Consider the following 17,942-nt stretch of genomic DNA (forward strand, 5'->3'; position numbering starts at 1 on the left):
GGGTGGATCAAGAAGGCTTGCGGTCGTTCGCGGCGCCGCCCGGCAGCGCGCCGAACATGTGCTGGCTGCACTGCGCGTCGCGCCATGCGGTGTTCAGCCGATGGCCGGACAGCATCCGGCGCGCGACGGGCAGGATCTGTTCGCCGGCCAGCATGCCGAGCAGGCCGAGAAGCGCGATGATCGGCGGCGCGGGCGAATTCACGCCGATCGCGCCGTAGATGACGCCGGCGAGGATGCCGGCGAGCAGCGAGAGGACATACGGTTTCATGGGGTGCGCCTCGTGAGGGCCGAGCGGCGCCGGAGCGGCGCCGTCAAAGTCTTGAGAGCGTATCGGGTTTGCGTGAAGAAAAAAAGGGCGGGCGGCCCGGAACGGCCATCCATTCGGGAATCGGATCGATTCCATTCCTTGGGTGTTCGTGCCGCGCGTTTGCGGCTTAAATGTTCGGGTCCGGATGACGACGATCCGGCGCCGATGCATTCCGGGCTCCTCCCGTTGTCACGGTCGAGGCAGGCCCCCCTTTTTCCGTTCACAGGACCCATCCGCCATGAGCAACCCGAAGCTTGAAGTACTGACGCCGCAGAACAGCCAGCTGATCTTCATCGACCAGCAGCCGCAGATGGCCTTCGGCGTGCAGTCGATCGATCGGCAGACGCTGAAGAACAACGTCGTCGGGCTCGCGAAGGCCGCGAAGGTCTTCAACATCCCGACCACGATCACGACGGTCGAAAGCGAGAGCTTCTCGGGCCACACCTATCCCGAGCTGCTCGACGTGTTCCCGAACCAGAAGACGCTCGAACGCACGTCGATGAACTCGTGGGACGACCAGAAGGTGCGCGACGCGCTGGCCGCGAACGGCCGCAAGAAGGTGGTCGTGTCGGGGCTGTGGACCGAAGTCTGCAATACGACGTTCGCGCTGTGCGCGATGCTCGAAGGCGACTACGAGATCTATATGGTCGCCGATGCATCGGGCGGCACGTCGCAGGCCGCGCACGACATCGCGATGCAGCGCATGGTGCAGGCCGGCGTGGTGCCGGTCACGTGGCAGCAGGTGCTGCTCGAATGGCAGCGCGACTGGGCGCGCCGCGACAGCTACGACGCGGTGATGGCGATCGCGAAGGAGCATTCTGGCGCATACGGGATGGGCGTGGACTACGCGTACACGATGCTCCACAAGGCGCCGCAGCGCACCGCGACGCCGCACGAGTCGATTCCGCCGGTGCCGGCGAAGTAACGGGCCGCCGGCCGCGATCGCCGCACGGGATGCGGCGATTGCCGGCCGTCGGCCGTCGCGCGTTCAGGCGGCGGGCAGCGCCCACGGCGCGTGCGAGAAATGGTCGGCGAGGAAATCGAGCAGTACCGTCACGCGTGCGGCGCGCAGCATGCCGGGCGGCGTGACGAGGTTCACGTTGATGTCCGCGATCTTCCAGTCGCTCATCACTTCCTCGAGCTCGCCGCGCTGCAATTCGTCCCATACCAGGAACTCGGGCTGCAGCGCGAGACCATGACCGCCGACGAGCGCGGGGAGGATCACGTCCGCGTTGTTCGTGCGAATGCGGCCGTGCACGTTCACACCGAAATCCTCGCCCGATGCCGGATGACGGAAGCGCCAGTGCTCGGGCGTCGGCAGGTTCGTGTACGTCAGGCATACGTGCTGTTCGATGTCGCGCGGATGCGTGGGACGGCCGCGCCGGTCGAGATACGCGGGCGACGCGACGAGCGGCCGGCGCACCGCGCAGAGGCGGCGTGAGCGCAGCGTCGAATCGCTGAGCTCGGCGATGCGGATCGCGACGTCGAAGCCGCCGGACACGATGTCGACGATGTGGTCGGTCAGCACGAGATCGATGTCGACGCGCGGATAGCGCTCGAGAAACGCGGGCAGCACCGGCGACAGGTGGCGCAGCCCGAACGACATCGGCGCATTCACGCGCACGAGGCCATGCGGCTCGAGCGCCTGCGCGGATGCTTCGTTTTCGATCAGTTCCGCATCGGCGAGCAGCCGGATCGCGCGGTCGCGCAGCAGTTCGCCGGTCGGCGTGAGCGACAGCCTGCGCGACGTGCGGTACAGCAGCATCGCGCCGAGGCGCTTTTCGAGGCGTGCGATCGCTTTCGATACGGTGGGTTGCGATACGCCGAGCGTTTCCGCGGCTTTCGCGAACGAACCGGTCTCCGCGACGCGCGCGAAGATGGCCCAGGCTTCGAGATCAGGAAGGTGTTGCATGGTCGGACGGGATGACGGGAAAGCGAAGGGAATGCGAGGGCGGCGAAGCATGCGGCCGATGCGATGCGGGTCATTCTAATCCGGCCGGGAGAAAAATCGTTATGGAATCTTATCTACTTTCACTGAGCGCCGGCGTGCTGATCGGCGTCGTGTACAGCGTGATCAGGGTGCGCTCGCCGGCACCGCCACTGATCGCGCTGGTGGGCCTCGCCGGCATGCTGGTCGGCGCGCAGGCCATCGCGCCGGTTCGTCACTGGCTAGGCTTCTGACCGCATCGAGGACAAAATCATGAGCGCAACCGATACTCAACCCGATCTCATCCTCCACAACGGGCGCATCACGACGCTCGATCGCGCGAACCCCGTCGCGACGGCCGTCGCGATTGCCGCCGGCCGCTTCGTCGCCGTCGGCAGCGACGCGGACGTGATGCCGCTCGCGGGCCGTGCGACGAAGGTGGTCGATCTCGGCGGCCGCGGCGTGCTGCCGGGCCTGATCGACAACCACTGCCACGTGATTCGTGGCGGCCTGAACTACAACATGGAGCTGCGCTGGGACGGCGTGCCGTCGCTCGCGGTCGCGATGGAGATGCTCAAGCGCCAGGTCGCCGTGACGCCCGCGCCGCAATGGGTGCGTGTGGTCGGCGGCTTCACCGAGCACCAGTTCGTCGAGAAACGGCTGCCGACGATCGATGAGCTCAATGCGGTCGCGCCCGATACGCCCGTGTTCATCCTGCACCTGTACGACCGCGCGCTGCTGAACGCGGCCGCGCTGCGCGTGGTCGGCTATACGAAGGACACGCCGGAGCCGCCGGGCGGCACGATCCTGCGCGATGCCGGGGGCAATCCGACCGGCCTGCTGCTCGCGAACCCGAACGCGACGATCCTCTACGCGACGCTCGCGAAGGGGCCGAAGCTGCCGTTCGAGTATCAGTACAACTCGACGCGCCATTTCATGCGCGAGTTGAACCGGCTCGGCGTGACGGGCGTGATCGACGCGGGCGGCGGCTCGCAGAATTATCCCGACGATTACGAAGTGATCCGCAAGCTGCACGACGCGGGCGAGATGACGATCCGGATCGCGTACAACCTGTTCACGCAGAAGCCGAACGCGGAGAAGGAAGACTTCGTGAACTGGACGAAGAGCGTCAAGTACCACGATGGCACCGACTACTTCCGCAATAACGGCGCGGGCGAGATGCTGGCGTTTTCCGCGGCCGACTTCGAGGACTTCCGCGTCGCGCGGCCGGATTTGCCCGCGCAGATGGAGGACGACCTCGAAGGCGTCGTGCGCGTGCTCGCGGAAAACCGCTGGCCGTGGCGCATGCACGCGACCTATGACGAAACGATCAGCCGCGCGCTGGACGTGTTCGAGAAGGTCAACGAAGACATCCCGCTCGACGGGCTGAACTGGTTCTTCGATCATGCGGAAACCATCTCCGAGAAATCGATGGACCGGATCGCCGCGCTCGGCGGCGGCATCGCGGTGCAGCACCGGATGGCGTATCAGGGCGAATACTTCGTCGAGCGTTACGGCGCGCAGGCCGCCGAGGCGACGCTGCCTGTCGCGAAGATGCTCGGCAAGGGGCTCAGGGTGTCGGCCGGCACGGACGCGACGCGCGTCGCGTCGTACAACCCGTGGGTGTCGCTTGCATGGCTCGTGACGGGCAAGACGGTCGGCGGCATGCGCCTGTATCCGCAGCGCAACCTGCTCGATCGCGAAACCGCGCTGCGGATGTGGACCGAGTACGTGACGTGGTTCTCGAACGAGGAAGGCAAGAAAGGGCGCATCGCGGTGGGACAGCTTGCCGACCTGGTGGTCCCCGATCGCGATTTCTTCGCGTGCGCGGAAGACGATATCGCCGGCACGACCGCGTTGCTGACGGTGGTCGACGGGAAGATCGTGTGGGGCGCGGGGCCGTTCGCGTCGCACGACGCGCCGATCCCGCCGGCGATGCCGGACTGGTCGCCGGTGCGCGAGTTCGGCGGCTATGGCGGCTGGGGCGCGACGCAGCGCGCCGGCGCGCCGTTGCAGCGCGCGGCGGCCGCTGCGATGTGCGGCTGCGCGAACGAATGCAACGTTCACCAGCATGCGCACGCGAGCGCATGGGCGAACGCGTTGCCGACGTCGGACGCGAAGAGTTTCTGGGGCGCGTTCGGCTGTTCGTGCTGGGCGGTCTGATATGGCGGCCCCGATCCATCGCGGCGGCGCCGGCAACCCGGCATGGGTCCGCGCGCTGCTCGCGCAGCCGTGGGTGCCGCCGCTCGTGCGGCTCGCACTGGTGTCCGCTTACCTGCTCGGCGGCGCAGCGAAGGCGCTCGACTTTCACGGCGCGGTCGCGGAGCAGGCGCATTTCGGCCTGCGGCCGGCCGCGCTGTGGGCGGCGCTCGCGATCGCGGTCGAGATCGCCGGCTCGCTGTGCGTGGTATTTCGCCGTTTCACGTGGCTCGGCGCCGGCAGCCTCGGTATGCTGACGCTCGTCGCGATGGTCGTGGCGAACGATTTCTGGAACCGGACAGGCGCCGAGCGTTTCATGGCGCTCAACAGCTTTTTCGAGCATCTCGGGCTGATCGCGGCACTCGTGCTCGCGACGGTGCTCGACGATGCGCGGCAATCGGCCGATGATGGCCGTTCCATTCGATGACGATGCAACAACCAGGAAATCCATTGATGAAGTCCATTCGTTCCCTGCTGCTCGCCGCGATGTTCGCGGGCGGTCTTGCCGGCGCGCCGACGGCGTTCGCGAAACCGCCGGTGCCGCCGGCAGTCACACCCACGGTGGCCGTCGGTCCGCAGTACGACACGACGCACGTGTGCGTCGCCCCCGAAGACTTCGACCGCTTCACCGACAGCTTCGTCGCGACGTTCGGCGGCAAGAAGTCGAAGCAGGGCGTGTTCCAGGTCACGCCGACGCCGAGCCAGACGATGTCGCAGCTCGTGCTGACGCCGGTCGGCACGATCTCGGTGTTCGGCTTCAAGACGCCGATCCCGTATCCGTTCTGCGCGGAGCGCACCGGCTATCTCGTCACCGACATGGACGTCGCGGTGAAGTCGGCGCGCGAGCACGGCGCCGATGTGATCGTCGACACGTTCCCCGACCCGATCGGCCGCGACGCGATCATCACGTGGGCGGGCGGCGTCAACATGCAGTTGTACTGGCACACGCAGGCGCCGCACTACGATGCATTGCAGACCATTCCCGAGAATCGCGTCTACGTGTCGCCGCAAAGCGTGCGCAAGTTCGTGCACGATTTCGTCAAGTTCTCGAAAGGCAAGGTGGTGTCCGACAACCTGAAGGCGCCGGGTATCGAAATCGGCCGGCCGGACGATACGTACCGCCGCATTCGCATCGAGTCGGGCTTCGGCAAGATGACCGTGCTGGTGACGGACGGCCACCTGCCGTACCCGTTCGGGCGCGAGATGACCGGCTACGAAGTTCCCGATCTCGCCGCGACGCTGAAGCAGGCCGAAGCCGCGGGCGTGACGGTGCTCGTGCCGCCGTTCAAGTCGGACGGGCGCGACGCGGCGCTCGTGCAGTTCCCGGGCGGCTACGTCGCCGAGATTCACGCGAGCGCGGCGCGATGAAGCACGAGGACACGATCCTTGCCGCGGTGGCCGGCTTCGTCGACACGCTGAGCTTCGTTGCGCTGTTCGGGCTGTTCACCGCGCACGTGACCGGCAACTTCGTGCTGATCGGCGCGGGCATCGCGGGCTTCGGCCAGGGCGTCGTGCTGAAGCTCAGCGTGTTTCCGGCGTTCGTGTGCGGCGTGATCGCGGCGAGCCTGATCGCGCGGTCGATGGCCGCGCGGCCCGCGTGGCAGGGCATGCGCGTGCTGCACACGGTGCAGGCCGTGCTGCTGCTCGGCTTCTGCGCGGCCGGCGTGTGGGCGACGCCGGTCACGCAGCCCGACAGCCTGCCGGCGCTCTTGGCCGGCATCGTCGGCACGTTCGCGATGGGCGTGCAGAACGCGCATCCGCGCGTGATCGCGCGCGCGGGCGGCGTGCCGAACACGGTGATGACCGGCAACGTCACGCAGGCGATCCTGGATGCCGTCGACATCCTGTCGCCCGGCACGGCGGACAGCGTGCGCGTCACCGCGCGTGCGCGCTTCGCGAAGATGCTGCCGGCGATCGTCGCGTTCGCGCTGGGTGCGGCGGGCGGTGCGCTCGGGTTCCGCTACGTCGGGTTTCTGGCGTTGCTCGCGCCCGTGGGTGCGCTGGCCGTGCTTGCGCTGTGTGCGTCGCGGGCGGCCGGCACGACCACCCCGGAGCGCGCATGATCGAGCGGAGGCGAACGCGGTCCTGCCGCCGCCGCGTCGAGCGGGCCGCGCGGTTGTCGATCGTCGCCGGGCTGCTGTTCGCGGGCGCCGATGCGGTTGCGGAAACGGCAGCCGCGTCGACCTCGACTACGTCGTCGGCGTCGACGCCTGCATCGACGTGCACCGTCAAACGCCCGACCGTCCTGTTCAACCGCTGGCAGGAAGACTGGTCGGTGCTCGCGAATCCGTGCGTGCCGCGCAAGCCGCTCGACGGGTTGAAGTACCTCCCGCTCGGCAACGATCCGCAGTCCTATCTGTCGCTCGGCGTGAACCTGCGCGAGCGGCTCGAGACCAACGACGCGCCGCTGTTCGGCATCGGCTCCGCGCAATCGGATACGTACGTGATCCAGCGCGTCGAAGTGCATGCCGATGCGCATCTCGGCCCGCACTGGCAGTTCTTCGTGCAATTGCAGGACGCGCGCGCGTTCGGCAAGAACACGGCGTCGCCCGTCGACAGGAATCCGCTCGATCTCGAACAGGCATTCGCGACCTACACGGGCGCGCTCGGCGGCGGCACGGTCAAGTTTCGCGTCGGCCGGCAGGAGATGGCGTTCGACCTGCAGCGCTTCATCGCCGCGCGCGACGGCCCGAACGTGCGGCTCGCGTTCGATGCGGTGTGGGCCGACTACGAATACGGGAAGTGGCGCTTCATCGGCTATGCGACGCAGCCGGTGCAGAACCGCAACGCGTCCGATTTCGACGACGTGTCGAATCGCGATCTCACGTTCAGCGGCGTGCGCTTCGAGCGGCAATCGGTCGGGCCGGGCGACCTGTCCGGCTACTGGTCGCGCTACAACCGCCGCAATGCGCGGTTCCTCGATGCGAGCGGCCCCGAGCATCGCGATGTATGGGACGTTCGCTACGCGGGCACGCAGGGGCGCTTCGACTGGGATCTCGAAACGATGCTGCAGACCGGCACGGTCGGCAACGCCACGATCGGCGCGTGGGCCGTCGGATCGATCGCGGGCTACAGGCTCGACGCGCCGTGGTCGCCGCGCATCGCGCTGCAGGTCGATGCGGCATCGGGCGACCGGCATCCGCGCGACGGCCGCGTCGGCACGTTCAATCCGCTGTTTCCGAACGGCTATTACTTCACGCTGGCCGGCTATACGAGTTACGCGAACCTGATCCACGTGAAGCCGTCCGTGACGCTGAAACCGGCGGCGAACCTGTCGCTGCTCGGCGCGCTGGGCTTCCAGTGGCGCGAGACGACCGGCGACTCCGTCTATCAGCAGCCGAACATCCCCGTGCCGGGCACGGCAGGCAAGGGCGGCCTGTGGACGGGCATGTACGTGCAGTTGCGCGCGGACTGGACGATCGCCGCGAACCTGATCGGCGCGGTCGAGGCCGTGCACTTCCAGGTCGGCGACGCGATCCGGCAGGCGGGCGGGCACAACGCGGATTACGTCGGTGTCGAGCTGAAGTACGGGTGGTGACGGCCGCGCGCGGCAACCCGCCCGTGGCATGAAAAAGGGCAGCCCCGCGGGGCTGCCCTTCGTTCGTCCGGGGTCCGGGCCGGCCGTGCGACCGGCCCGTTCGCGGTGGACGCGATGCGATTACAGGTTCGGCGACAGCGCGAGCGCGTTCGTCAGGTCGCCCATCGGCTGCGCACCGTTCGCCTTCAGCGCGTCGTCGCGCTGCTGCAGGCCCGCGAGGCGCGGCAGCGAGAAGCGGCGCGTGATGAAGCGCAGGATCGAGCCCGTGTCGTACTGCGTATGATCGACGAAGCCCTTCTTCGCGAACGGCGACACGATCAGCGCCGGAATGCGCGTGCCCGGGCCCCAGCGGTCGGCGTTCGGCGGCGTCGCATGATCCCAGAAGCCGCCGTTTTCGTCGTACGTGACGATCACGACCATGTTCTTCCATTGCGGGCTGGCCTGCAGGTGCGCGATCACGTCGGCGATGTGCTGGTCGCCGGACGTGACGTCCGTGTAGCCCGGGTGTTCGTTCAGGTTGCCTTGCGGCTTGTAGAACGTGACCTGCGGCAGCGTGCCCGCATCGATCGCCTTGATGAACTCGGCGCCGTTCGCGCCGCCGTCGAGCAGGTGCTGCGCGCGGCTCGCGGTGCCCGGCGCCTGGTTCGCGAAGTAGTTGAACGGCTGGTGGTGCGGCTGGAAGTTCGGCGTCGACAGGTCGGCGCCGTAGATCACGTTCGACGTGCCGTTCTGGCTCGCCTGCAGCGCCTGGCCCCATGCGCCCGCATACCACGCCCACGACACGCCCGCGTTGGTCATCAGGTCGCCGATGTTGGTCGCCGTCTGCGGCGGCATCGTCGACGGATTGGCCGGGTCGGCGAGCAGCGGGTCGCCGCCCGCGGCCGCCTTGTTGCCGCTCGGCTGATACGCCGGCTGCATCGTATTGATGCCGTAGAAGTCGGGCGTGAGCGCGCCGTCGTTGACGAACTTCGGCGGGCCGCTCAGCGCGGAGGCCGGCGAGTTCGTCGCCACCTTCAGCGATTTGCCGTCGGCATTGAGCACGGCGATCTTGCCGGCCGCCGGGCTCTTGTCGGCGTTCGGGTAGTACGGTGCGCACGCGCAGATCAGGTACTGGTGGTTCAGGAACGAGCCGCCGAACGCGCCCATGAAGAAGTTGTCGGCCAGCACGTACTGCTGCGCGATCTTCCACAGCGGCAGCTTCGACGGATCGGCCGTGTAGTGGCCCATCGTCAGGCCGCCCGCGTCGGTCCATGCGGCGTACATGTCGTTCTTGCCGCCGTTGATCTGCATCTGGTCCTGGTAGAAGCGGTGCACGATGTCGCGCGTCGCGATGCTCATCGACTGGTTGAAGCCTTTCGGGTCGTCGATCGCGAACGGCGCGTTCGGCAGGTTCGCCGTCATCGCCTCGGTCACCGCCGGCGTGATGCCGGTCGCGGTCAGGCCGCCCCAGATCTTCGGCAGCGTCGCCATCGTCGAGCCGTCGCGATCCTTCTGCACCGAGTTCGCGGCCGTCGCGTTCTGCAGGCCGTTCGCGCCCGGGAAGTTGCCGTACAGGTTGTCGAAGCTGCGGTTTTCCGCGTAAATCACGACGACGTTCTTGACGGCCGACAGACCCTGCTGCGTGACGTCGTCGCCGCCGCAGGCGGTCAGGCCGAGCGCGGCCGCGAGGGCGATCGGCGTGTAGCGAATCCAGGCGTGCTTCTTCATGCGATGTTCTCTCTCATTCGTCGTTGGTCGCGTGTGGGAACCGGGGGCGGGAGGGCCGGCGCGCGAACCTCGCGGTATCGCCCGGCTGCGCGCATTATCTGGAACCGATTTGACAGCAGGGTGTAGGGGCGCTTTCAATTGACTGTCGGTGGAACGTCATTGAACGGTCACGGAACTGACATAAGCTCCGGCCGGTTGCCCACCGCTACCAGAACAACGACGATGCACACCCTTCTGAAATCCTGCGCGTCCGCGCGATCGCTGATCTCGGCCGCGGCTACGCTCGCGGTGGTCGGCGCGCTCGCGGCGTTCGCCGGTTGCGACGCGCGGCCCGGCACGACCGCATCGGCCGCGTCCGTCGTACCGGCGGCTCAGGCGGCCCCGGCCGCCCCGGCGGTCGCGCCGGCCACCCAGCCGCAGACGCGCGCGCAGGTGTTCGAGGGCGTGAAGCAGATGACGGCGCTCGGCAAGCAGTTGTTCTTCGATCCGTCGCTGTCCGGGTCCGGCAAGCTGGCCTGCGCGTCCTGCCACAGCGCCGAGCATGCGTTCGGGCCGCCGAATGCGCTGTCGGTGCAGCTCGGCGGCGACGACATGCACCGCACCGGCTTTCGCGCGGTGCCGTCGCTGAAGTACCTGCGCGGCATCCCGCCGTTCAGCGAGCACTTCCACGATTCGCCGGACGAAGGCGACGAAAGCGTCGACGCGGGTCCGACCGGCGGGCTGACCTGGGATGGCCGCGTCGATACGCGCGATGCGCAGGCGCGCATTCCGCTCACGTCGCCGTTCGAGATGAGCAGCTCGCCCGCGCGCGTGGCGAAGGCGGTGCGCGCCGCGCCGTATGCCGACGCATTCCGCAAGGCGTTCGGCGATCAGGTGCTCGGCGACGATCGCGCGACGTTCGATGCGGTGCTGCGCGCGCTCGACGCATTCCAGCAGCAGCCGGCGCTGTTCGATCCGTACACGAGCAAATACGACGCGTATCTGGCCGGCCACGCGCGGCTCACGCCCGCGGAGTTGCACGGGCTGCAGCTGTTCAACGACGAAAAGAAGGGCAACTGCGCGAGTTGCCACATCAGCCAGCGCACGCTCGAAGGCGGCCCGCCGCAGTTCAGCGATTTCGGGCTGATCGCGATCGCGGTGCCGCGCAACCGCGCGTTGCCCGTCAATCGCGACCCGCGCTTTTACGATCTCGGCGCGTGCGGGCCTGAGCGCACCGACCTGAAAGGGCGTGACGAATTCTGCGGGCTGTTCCGCACGCCGTCGCTGCGCAACGTCGCGCTGCGCAAGACGTTCTTCCACAACGGCGTGTATCACTCGCTCGAGGACGTGATGCGTTTCTACGTCGAACGCGACATCCATCCGGAGAAGTTCTATCCGGTCGTGCACGGCAAGGTGCAGATTTACGACGATTTGCCGAAGCGCTACTGGACGAACATCAACCGCGAGCCGCCGTTCGACCGCAAGCGCGGCGACCAGCCGGCGCTGAATGCGGCGGAGATCAAGGACGTGATCGCGTTCCTCGGCACGCTGACTGACGGATATCAGCAAACGGGCGCACCGGCGAAGCCCTAGGGTCTGTTTACATACGGAACGCACATGCGAATGCGCGAAATCGCTCGCAGGGCAAGGAGGAAGGAGCGCCGTTTGGCCGAGCCAAACAAGTGACGCGCGACGCCGCCATGCGGGCGATTTCGGGCATTCCCCTGGAATGATTTTGTAATTTGGGGTTGCCACGAGAACGGCCGCTCGCCGCGTTGTGCTCCTTGCGAATACGTCCAGTATTCGCGGCGTCGCACGCCTCGCGAGCGGCCGTTCTCGTGGCAACGCATGTGCGTTCCGTATGTAAACAGACCCTAGAAGGCCTTCATCGCAGCACGCATGCTATGCTCGCTCGCTGACGGGCGAGGCGCGTGCCGGAGGGCCGGCCGCCGGAAGGCCGGCCCCCGGTTCGCCGGCATGCACCGCGCCGTTCGATCGAACATCCAAGGAGAAAAACATGTCGATGCGTGCATCCCTTTCCGTCGTCACGCGCGTGCTGGCCGGCGCCGCGTGCGCAGCCGCGATGCTGCCCGCCCATGCGCAGAACAACCTGAACTTCCTGAACGACACGCCGATCAGCTATTTCAGCAAGGCCGACCGCGCGTCGCTCTCGAAGGCGGTCGTGCAGGCGCGCGACGAAGGCAAGGACGGCGAAACCACGACGTGGCAGAGCAGCGGACGCGGCACGCAGATCGACGCGAAGCTCACGCCGAGCACGACCGAGGCGGACGGCAAGACCTGCCGCGAAATCGCGACCGAAATCACGGCGAAGGGCCAGAGGATGACGCTCAAGCCCGTCTACTGCAAGACGGCCGCGGGCAAGTGGCAGTTGCAGAAGCGCTGAGCACGCGCGTGACGAAGCGGGGCGGCGCGCCGCGCACGGTGTCGTGCGGCGTCGTGATCCTCGATGCGGCCGGCCGCGTGTTCCTCGCGCACGCGACCGACACCACGCACTGGGACATCCCGAAGGGGCAGGGCGAGCCGGGCGAGACGCCGGCCGACGCCGCGCTGCGCGAACTGCTGGAGGAAACCGGCATCGAGCTGGACGCCGCGCGACTGCTCGATCTCGGCCGCTTCGCGTACCGGCACGACAAGGACCTGCACCTGTTCGCGGTGCTGGCGGCCGAAGGCGAGATCGACCCCGCGCACTGCACGTGTACGTCGCTGTTTCCGAGCCGCCGCGACGGCTCGATGATTCCGGAGATGGATGCGTATCGCTGGACCGTGCCGGGCGACATCGATGCGTATGCGAGCCGCAGTCTCGCGCGGCTGTTTCGCACGAAGCTGTCGCTGGTGGAGCTGCATCGGCGGTTGTCGGGTGCGTGAACGGACGCTGCCGCGTTTCGCTTCGACTCACATGAAAAAACCGGCCCTGGAGCCGGTTTTTTCATGATCAGGCAACGGCGGTTTGCGAATCCGCATGCCGCCGCGCGGAACAGGCCGTCAAGCCGGCTTGCCCCAGCTGTCGCGCAACCCGACGATCCGGTTGAACACCGGCTTGCCCGGCTTCGAATCGACACGATCCGCAACGAAGTAGCCGTGGCGCTCGAACTGCACGCGCGTTTCCGGCGCGATGTCGCCGTTGCCCGGCTCGACGTACGCCTGCACGATCTTCTTCGAATCGGGGTTCAGCGCGTCGAGGAAGTTCGCGCCGCCCGCGTCCGGATGCGGCTCCTTGAACAGGCGGTCGTAGATCCGCACTTCGGCCGGCTGCGCGTGCTTCGCGCTGACCCAGTGGATGTTGCCCTTGACCTTGTAGTTGTTCGCGCCTTCCGTGCCCGACTTGCTGTCCGGGAAGTAGTTGCAGTGCACGGCCGTCACGTTGCCGTCGGCGTCCTTGTCGAAGCCCGTGCATTCGATCACGTAGCCGTAGCGCAGGCGTACCTTGTTGCCCGGGAACAGGCGGAAATAGCCCTTCGGCGGGTTCTCGACGAAATCCTCGCGCTCGATCCACAGTTCGCGCGAGATCGGGAACGTGCGCACGCCGCGGTCCGGATGATGCGGATGCACGGGCGCCGTGCAGGCTTCCTCGAGGTCTTCCGGATAGTTGTCGATCACGAGCTTCAGCGGATCGAGCACCGCGACCGTGCGCGCGGCCTTGTCGTCGAGGTCGTCGCGCAGCGCGCCTTCGAAGACGCTCATGTCGATCCACGAATCGATCTTCGTCACGCCAATCCGCTCGCAGAACAGGTGAATGCTCTCGGGCGTGAAGCCGCGGCGGCGCACGCCGACGATCGTCGGCATGCGCGGGTCGTCCCAGCCGTCGACGTGGCCTTCGGTGACGAGCTGCAGCAGCTTGCGCTTGCTGGTGATCGCGTACGTGAGGTTCAGCCGCGAGAACTCGATCTGCTGCGGCAGCGGGCGCGTGAACACGCCGGCTTCCGCGAGTTCGTTCAGCACCCAGTCGTACAGCGGGCGGTGATCCTCGAATTCGAGCGTGCACAGCGAATGCGTGATGCCTTCGAGCGCATCCGAGATGCAGTGCGTGTAGTCGTACATCGGATACACGCACCATGCGTCGCCGGTGCGGTAGTGGTGCGCGTAGCGGATCCGGTAGATCACCGGGTCGCGCATGTTCATGTTCGGCGAAGCCATGTCGATCTTCGCGCGCAGCACGTGCTCGCCTTCCTTGAACTCGCCGGCCTTCATCCGGCGGAACAGGTCGAGGTTTTCGTCCGGCGTGCGCTCGCGGAACGGCGACGGCTTGCCGCCTTCGGTCAGCGAGCCGCGGTTCGCGCGCATTTCGTCGGCGCTCTGGCTGTCGACGTACGCCTTGCCGCGCTTGATCAGCAGCTCGGCGAACTCGTACAGCTTGTCGTAGTAGTCGCTCGCGAAATACTGGTGATCGACCGCGTCCTTGCGCCAGTCGAAGCCGAGCCAGCGCACCGCGTCGACGATCGAGTCGACGTATTCGACGCTTTCCTTTTCCGGGTTCGTGTCGTCGAAGCGCAGGTGGCACACGCCGCCGTAGTCGCGCGCGACGCTGAAGTTCAGGCAGATGCTCTTCGCGTGACCGATATGCAGATAGCCGTTCGGCTCGGGCGGGAAGCGCGTCTCGACGCGGCCGCCCCATTTGCCGGTGCGGTTGTCGTCGTCAATGATGTTGCGGATGAAATTGGAAGCCGCGGGGGCGTCGTTGCGTTCGGTGCTCATGCGGTTGGCGTCAGGGTTGTGTCGGCGCGTCGCGCCGGTTTAATCCTGTAATTCTACCTGACCGGGGTCCGTCCCGCGCGGCCTGCCGGTCGGCCGCGGTCCAGTCGCGATGCGTGTCGCAATATATCGAGTGTGTGTCGGCTGTAACACGACGTAAATCGGATTGCCCGCGCCGTTCGGCTTTTCCTATGATGGCTTTACCGATTCAACGCCGCCGGTCGCAATTTTGCGCGGTGGAAGGAAGCCAACAACCATGATGAAGAAGACCACTTTTCTCGTTCGTACCGCGGTGATCGTCGCGGCCCTGTCGCAACTCGGCGCATGCGCGATGACGCATACGCAGCGTAACGCCGGGATTGGCGCGGCCGCGGGCGGCGCGCTCGGCTACCTGATCACGGGCGGCCCGGTCGGCACGGTGGCCGGCGCGGCGGCAGGCGGCCTGGTCGGCGCCGGCGTACGCTGATTCACGTCGGCGAGCGCCCGCGACGCGGGCGCTTGACCGCCGGCCACGGTCGTGCGCCTGCCTGAACGCGTCACGACCCGCTCGAGGTTCAAGCACATCCCCTGGATTTTGACAGGCACCATCAGGGAGAGGCGGGTGTGCGACACTGCGTCGACGCTACTACATGACTCCATTCGTCGACGAATCCTTCCATGACCGACTCCGTCGTTTTCGTCTTGCCGGGTTACGCCAATTCGGGCCCGCTTCACTGGCAAAGCCGTTGGGAGCGTGCCGATCCGCGTTTCGTGCGGATTGCGATGCCGGACTGGAACCACGCGGTCCGCAACGGCTGGTGTCGCGCGCTCGATCGTGCGGTCGAAGGCGCGCGCGGGCCCGTGCTGATCGCCGCCCATAGTCTCGGCACGCTGACCACCGCATGGTGGGCGACCCGCTACGCGCGGCCGGCCGCGCTCGCGAAAGTGCGCGGCGCATTGCTGGTCGCGCTGCCCGATCCTGCCGGGCCGGCGTTTCCGGCCGACGCGCATGGCTTCGGCCCGGTGCCGCACGAGCGAGTGCCGTTTCCGACCTGCGTCGTCGCGAGCAGCGACGATCCGTACGGTTCGCTCGCGTTCGCACGCGATTGCGCGAAAGCATGGGGCAGCACGTTCCATGACCTCGGCCCGCGCGGCCACATCAACGCGGACAGCGGGCTCGGGGAATGGCCGGAAGCGCGCGGCTGGCTCGAGGCGCTGGGGACGACGGACTGACTGCCGGTCGTGGTTCACCGAATCGGACACATTTTTTAACCAAGCGCGAATTTCATGCGATGCGTCGCGGCGCGACGTGCGCCTTGCTGCGCGTCCGATTGTCTTGGGCGCGACGCGCAACCGACTGCGTGTTGTGACCAACCCCATGACTTTCTGATCGGCCGGGCCGATAAAGTGACGGCCTGTTCAATTCGATTGGAAGGAGGGGCCATGTCGAGCGGCTCGAGGCGAGGCCGACGCGAAGCACTGTTCGACTGGGCTCCGATGGGAACCGCGGTGCAGGTATCGTGAAGATCGCATCGGCAACGCGATTCGCGATCCCGTGTCTGGCGATGCTGGTCGGTCTGCTCGCCGGTTTCGGCTGGCGCAGCCTCGCCGACTGGACCGACAGCCCCATACGGATCGATCCCGGCACCGACCTGCTCAGCGTGCTGCCCGACGAAGTGATGTCGCTGACCTATACGACCGCTGCGCTCACGCTGACCGCGCAGCGCTCACAGCCCGCGGCGCGGTTCGCGGTGCAGGTGACTTATGCGGATGGGCGTGCCCCCCGGCAATGCGTGGCGTCGGCGGATCTGGCCGCGCACCTCGAGTCCTTTTCGACGATCGTCGCGCAACGGCAGCTCGACCCGGCCGACCTCGCGCGCGGATTTCCGCAGCAGATCGGGCGGCTGGATATCCGTGATCGCATTGCGTCCGAGCCGCCGCCGCCGGTCGTCTTCCTGGCCGCGGCGGATTCGGACGCGGTCGCCATCGCCGTCGACGGTCTGTGGGCCGGGCACGGTGGCTACGCGGCAGTTGTGCGTTCGCCATCGCGCGCGGCGCTTGCGGCGCTGGCCGGCGGCTGCGATACGCTGGCCCGGCGCTGACCGGACGGCGGGCGCTCCCGTTCCGGCCCGCCGCCGCGCCGCTCAGATCGCCTGCTTCGCCTTCAACGCGGCGATCCGCTCGTCGTCGTAGCCGAGCATGTCGCGCAGCACGTCTTCCGTCTGCGCGCCGAGCAGCGGCGGGGCCGTGCGCGCGTCGGGCGGCGTCGCGCTCATCCGGATCGGGTTGCGCACGAGCTTCACGTCCGCGCCGCACGGATGCGGCAGCGACACCTGCATCCCGCGCGCGACCACCTGCTCGTTGTCGAACACCTCGCCGAGATCGTTGATCGGCCCGCACGGCACGCCGGCCGCTTCGAGCGCGCCGATCCAGTCGGCCTTGTCGCGCGCCTTCACCATCTCCGCGAGGATCGGCACCAGCGTGTCGCGATGGCGCACGCGCGACGGGTTCGTCGCGAAGCGCGCATCGTCCGCCAGCTCGGGCCGCCCGCCCGCCTCGACGAACTTGCGGAACTGCCCGTCGTTGCCGACCGCGACGATGATCCAGCCGTCGCTCGTCTGGAACGTCTGGTACGGCACGATGTTCGGATGCGCGTTGCCCCAGCGCACCGGCGGCTTGCCGCTCGCGAGGAAGTTGGTGTTCATGTTAGCGAGCAGCGCGACCTGCACGTCGAGCAGCGCCATGTCGATGTACTGGCCTTCGCCCGTGCGGTCGCGGTGCGCGAGGGCGGCGAGCACCGCGATCGTCGAATAGAGGCCGGTCGCGAGATCGGCGATCGCGACGCCGGCCTTCTGCGGGCCGCCGCCCGGCTCGCCGTCGCGTTCGCCGGTGATGCTCATGAAGCCGCCGATCCCCTGCACGATGAAGTCGTAGCCGGCGCGGTGCGCGTACGGGCCGGTCTGGCCGAAGCCGGTGACCGAGCAGTAGACGAGATCGGGCTTCACCGCGCGCAGCGAGTCGTAGTCGAGCCCGTATTTCTTCAACTGGCCGACCTTGTAGTTCTCGAGCACGACGTCGCTCTGCGCGGCAAGCTCGCGCACGATCTGCTGGCCCTCGGGCGTCGCGATGTCGACCGTCACCGAGCGCTTGTTGCGGTTCGCCGCGAGGTAGTACGCGGCCTCGGCGGTATCTGCGCCGTCCGCGTCCTTCAGGTACGGCGGCCCCCAGTGGCGCGTGTCGTCGCCGGCGCCCGGGCGCTCGACCTTGATCACGTCCGCGCCGAAATCGGCAAGGGTCTGCGCGCACCACGGGCCCGCGAGCACGCGGGTCAGGTCCAGCACGCGGATATGGCTCAGGGCACCCATCGTCGAATCGTCTCCTTTCATGGCGGGCCTGCGTTGTCGGGCAAGGCCGATTGGCATGCCGAGCATCTTAAGGCGAATCGGCCGCGCGGGTGGCCTGGAGCCCGTTATCAGCGGGAACAGGCTCCGACCGGTCGTCCGGAGGGTCGAGCCGCCTCGCCGGCGCTTTGCCCGGAAGCCGGCCCCGATCCCGTATAATCGATCGTTTCCGAATCCATGCCGCCGCGCGCCCCG

General features: G+C 67.5%; 18 protein-coding genes. 13 read left to right on the forward strand and 5 right to left on the reverse strand.

Annotation, left to right across the window (positions count from 1 at the left end; translation table 11 throughout):
* Positions 1–7: 7 nt before the first annotated feature.
* Positions 8–268 (reverse strand): DUF1427 family protein, encoded by a 261-nt coding sequence (locus tag CFB35_RS06760; RefSeq protein WP_059573783.1) that lies wholly within the window; start codon positions 266–268, stop codon positions 8–10.
* Positions 269–545: 277 nt separating this feature from the next.
* Between CFB35_RS06760 and CFB35_RS06765 the strand changes: the two genes are divergently transcribed.
* A complete protein-coding gene (locus CFB35_RS06765) occupies positions 546–1,232 on the forward strand; it encodes a hydrolase (protein ID WP_059573782.1) in 687 nt (228 codons plus the stop codon).
* A 63-nt stretch (positions 1,233–1,295) separates the two neighbouring features.
* Here the strand turns inward: CFB35_RS06765 and CFB35_RS06770 are convergent, their stop codons facing one another.
* On the reverse strand, positions 1,296–2,219 hold the full coding sequence (locus CFB35_RS06770; protein WP_059573781.1) for a LysR family transcriptional regulator: 924 nt from the start codon (positions 2,217–2,219) through the stop codon (positions 1,296–1,298).
* Between the two features lie 101 nt (positions 2,220–2,320).
* Between CFB35_RS06770 and CFB35_RS06775 the strand changes: the two genes are divergently transcribed.
* The 6 genes from CFB35_RS06775 to CFB35_RS06800 are packed head-to-tail and all read left to right on the forward strand — an operon-like array spanning position 2,321 to position 7,971.
* Positions 2,321–2,488: a DUF1427 family protein gene (locus CFB35_RS06775; RefSeq protein ID WP_059573780.1), complete on the forward strand. Its 168-nt coding sequence runs from the start codon at positions 2,321–2,323 to the stop codon at positions 2,486–2,488.
* Positions 2,489–2,507: 19 nt separating this feature from the next.
* Complete coding sequence (locus tag CFB35_RS06780; RefSeq protein ID WP_089464712.1) at positions 2,508–4,397, forward strand: amidohydrolase; 1,890 nt, start codon at positions 2,508–2,510, stop codon at positions 4,395–4,397.
* 1 nt (position 4,398) lies between these two features.
* Positions 4,399–4,860 (forward strand): DoxX family protein, encoded by a 462-nt coding sequence (locus CFB35_RS06785; protein WP_059575958.1) that lies wholly within the window; start codon positions 4,399–4,401, stop codon positions 4,858–4,860.
* A gap of 26 nt (positions 4,861–4,886) precedes the next feature.
* Entirely contained in the window at positions 4,887–5,801 is a 915-nt protein-coding gene (locus CFB35_RS06790; protein WP_089464713.1) for a glyoxalase, read from the forward strand.
* Positions 5,798–6,496, forward strand: coding sequence for a YoaK family protein (locus tag CFB35_RS06795; protein WP_089464714.1), 699 nt, complete (start codon positions 5,798–5,800; stop codon positions 6,494–6,496). The genes CFB35_RS06790 and CFB35_RS06795 overlap by 4 nt, the downstream gene beginning before the upstream one ends.
* Positions 6,493–7,971 (forward strand): alginate export family protein, encoded by a 1,479-nt coding sequence (locus tag CFB35_RS06800; RefSeq protein ID WP_089464972.1) that lies wholly within the window; start codon positions 6,493–6,495, stop codon positions 7,969–7,971. Before CFB35_RS06795 ends, CFB35_RS06800 begins: the two co-directional genes overlap by 4 nt.
* Positions 7,972–8,091: 120 nt before the next feature.
* On the opposite strand, the gene CFB35_RS06805 is transcribed toward CFB35_RS06800, so the two are convergent.
* Positions 8,092–9,678, reverse strand: coding sequence for an acid phosphatase (locus CFB35_RS06805; RefSeq protein ID WP_059575951.1), 1,587 nt, complete (start codon positions 9,676–9,678; stop codon positions 8,092–8,094).
* 222 nt (positions 9,679–9,900) lie between these two features.
* Here CFB35_RS06805 and CFB35_RS06810 point away from each other — a divergent pair, with 222 nt between their 5' ends.
* The 3 genes from CFB35_RS06810 to CFB35_RS06825 all read left to right on the forward strand — a co-directional run bounded on the left by CFB35_RS06810 (position 9,901) and on the right by CFB35_RS06825 (position 12,543).
* Positions 9,901–11,250, forward strand: a complete 1,350-nt coding sequence (locus CFB35_RS06810) for a cytochrome-c peroxidase (RefSeq protein WP_059575950.1) — start codon at positions 9,901–9,903, stop codon at positions 11,248–11,250.
* Between the two features lie 424 nt (positions 11,251–11,674).
* Entirely contained in the window at positions 11,675–12,061 is a 387-nt protein-coding gene (locus tag CFB35_RS06820) for a hypothetical protein (protein ID WP_089464715.1), read from the forward strand.
* Between the two features lie 8 nt (positions 12,062–12,069).
* Positions 12,070–12,543 (forward strand): NUDIX hydrolase, encoded by a 474-nt coding sequence (locus CFB35_RS06825; RefSeq protein ID WP_059575946.1) that lies wholly within the window; start codon positions 12,070–12,072, stop codon positions 12,541–12,543.
* 117 nt (positions 12,544–12,660) lie between these two features.
* On the opposite strand, the gene CFB35_RS06830 is transcribed toward CFB35_RS06825, so the two are convergent.
* Complete coding sequence (locus tag CFB35_RS06830; protein ID WP_059575944.1) at positions 12,661–14,370, reverse strand: glutamine--tRNA ligase/YqeY domain fusion protein; 1,710 nt, start codon at positions 14,368–14,370, stop codon at positions 12,661–12,663.
* A 253-nt stretch (positions 14,371–14,623) separates the two neighbouring features.
* Between CFB35_RS06830 and CFB35_RS06835 the strand changes: the two genes are divergently transcribed.
* From CFB35_RS06835 to CFB35_RS06845, 3 genes are all read left to right on the forward strand, one after another.
* On the forward strand, positions 14,624–14,833 hold the full coding sequence (locus CFB35_RS06835; protein WP_006497729.1) for an ornithine acetyltransferase: 210 nt from the start codon (positions 14,624–14,626) through the stop codon (positions 14,831–14,833).
* A gap of 191 nt (positions 14,834–15,024) precedes the next feature.
* Positions 15,025–15,579, forward strand: coding sequence for an alpha/beta hydrolase (locus CFB35_RS06840; protein WP_059575943.1), 555 nt, complete (start codon positions 15,025–15,027; stop codon positions 15,577–15,579).
* Between the two features lie 287 nt (positions 15,580–15,866).
* Positions 15,867–16,448, forward strand: coding sequence for a hypothetical protein (locus CFB35_RS06845; RefSeq protein ID WP_226093758.1), 582 nt, complete (start codon positions 15,867–15,869; stop codon positions 16,446–16,448).
* A gap of 42 nt (positions 16,449–16,490) precedes the next feature.
* Here the strand turns inward: CFB35_RS06845 and CFB35_RS06850 are convergent, their stop codons facing one another.
* Positions 16,491–17,711, reverse strand: coding sequence for a CaiB/BaiF CoA-transferase family protein (locus CFB35_RS06850; RefSeq protein WP_059575941.1), 1,221 nt, complete (start codon positions 17,709–17,711; stop codon positions 16,491–16,493).
* Between the last annotated feature and the right edge of the window lie 231 nt (positions 17,712–17,942).

The sequence above is a fragment of the Burkholderia sp. AU16482 genome, assembly GCF_002223285.1.
Taxonomy (GTDB): Bacteria; Pseudomonadota; Gammaproteobacteria; order Burkholderiales; family Burkholderiaceae; genus Burkholderia; species Burkholderia semiarida.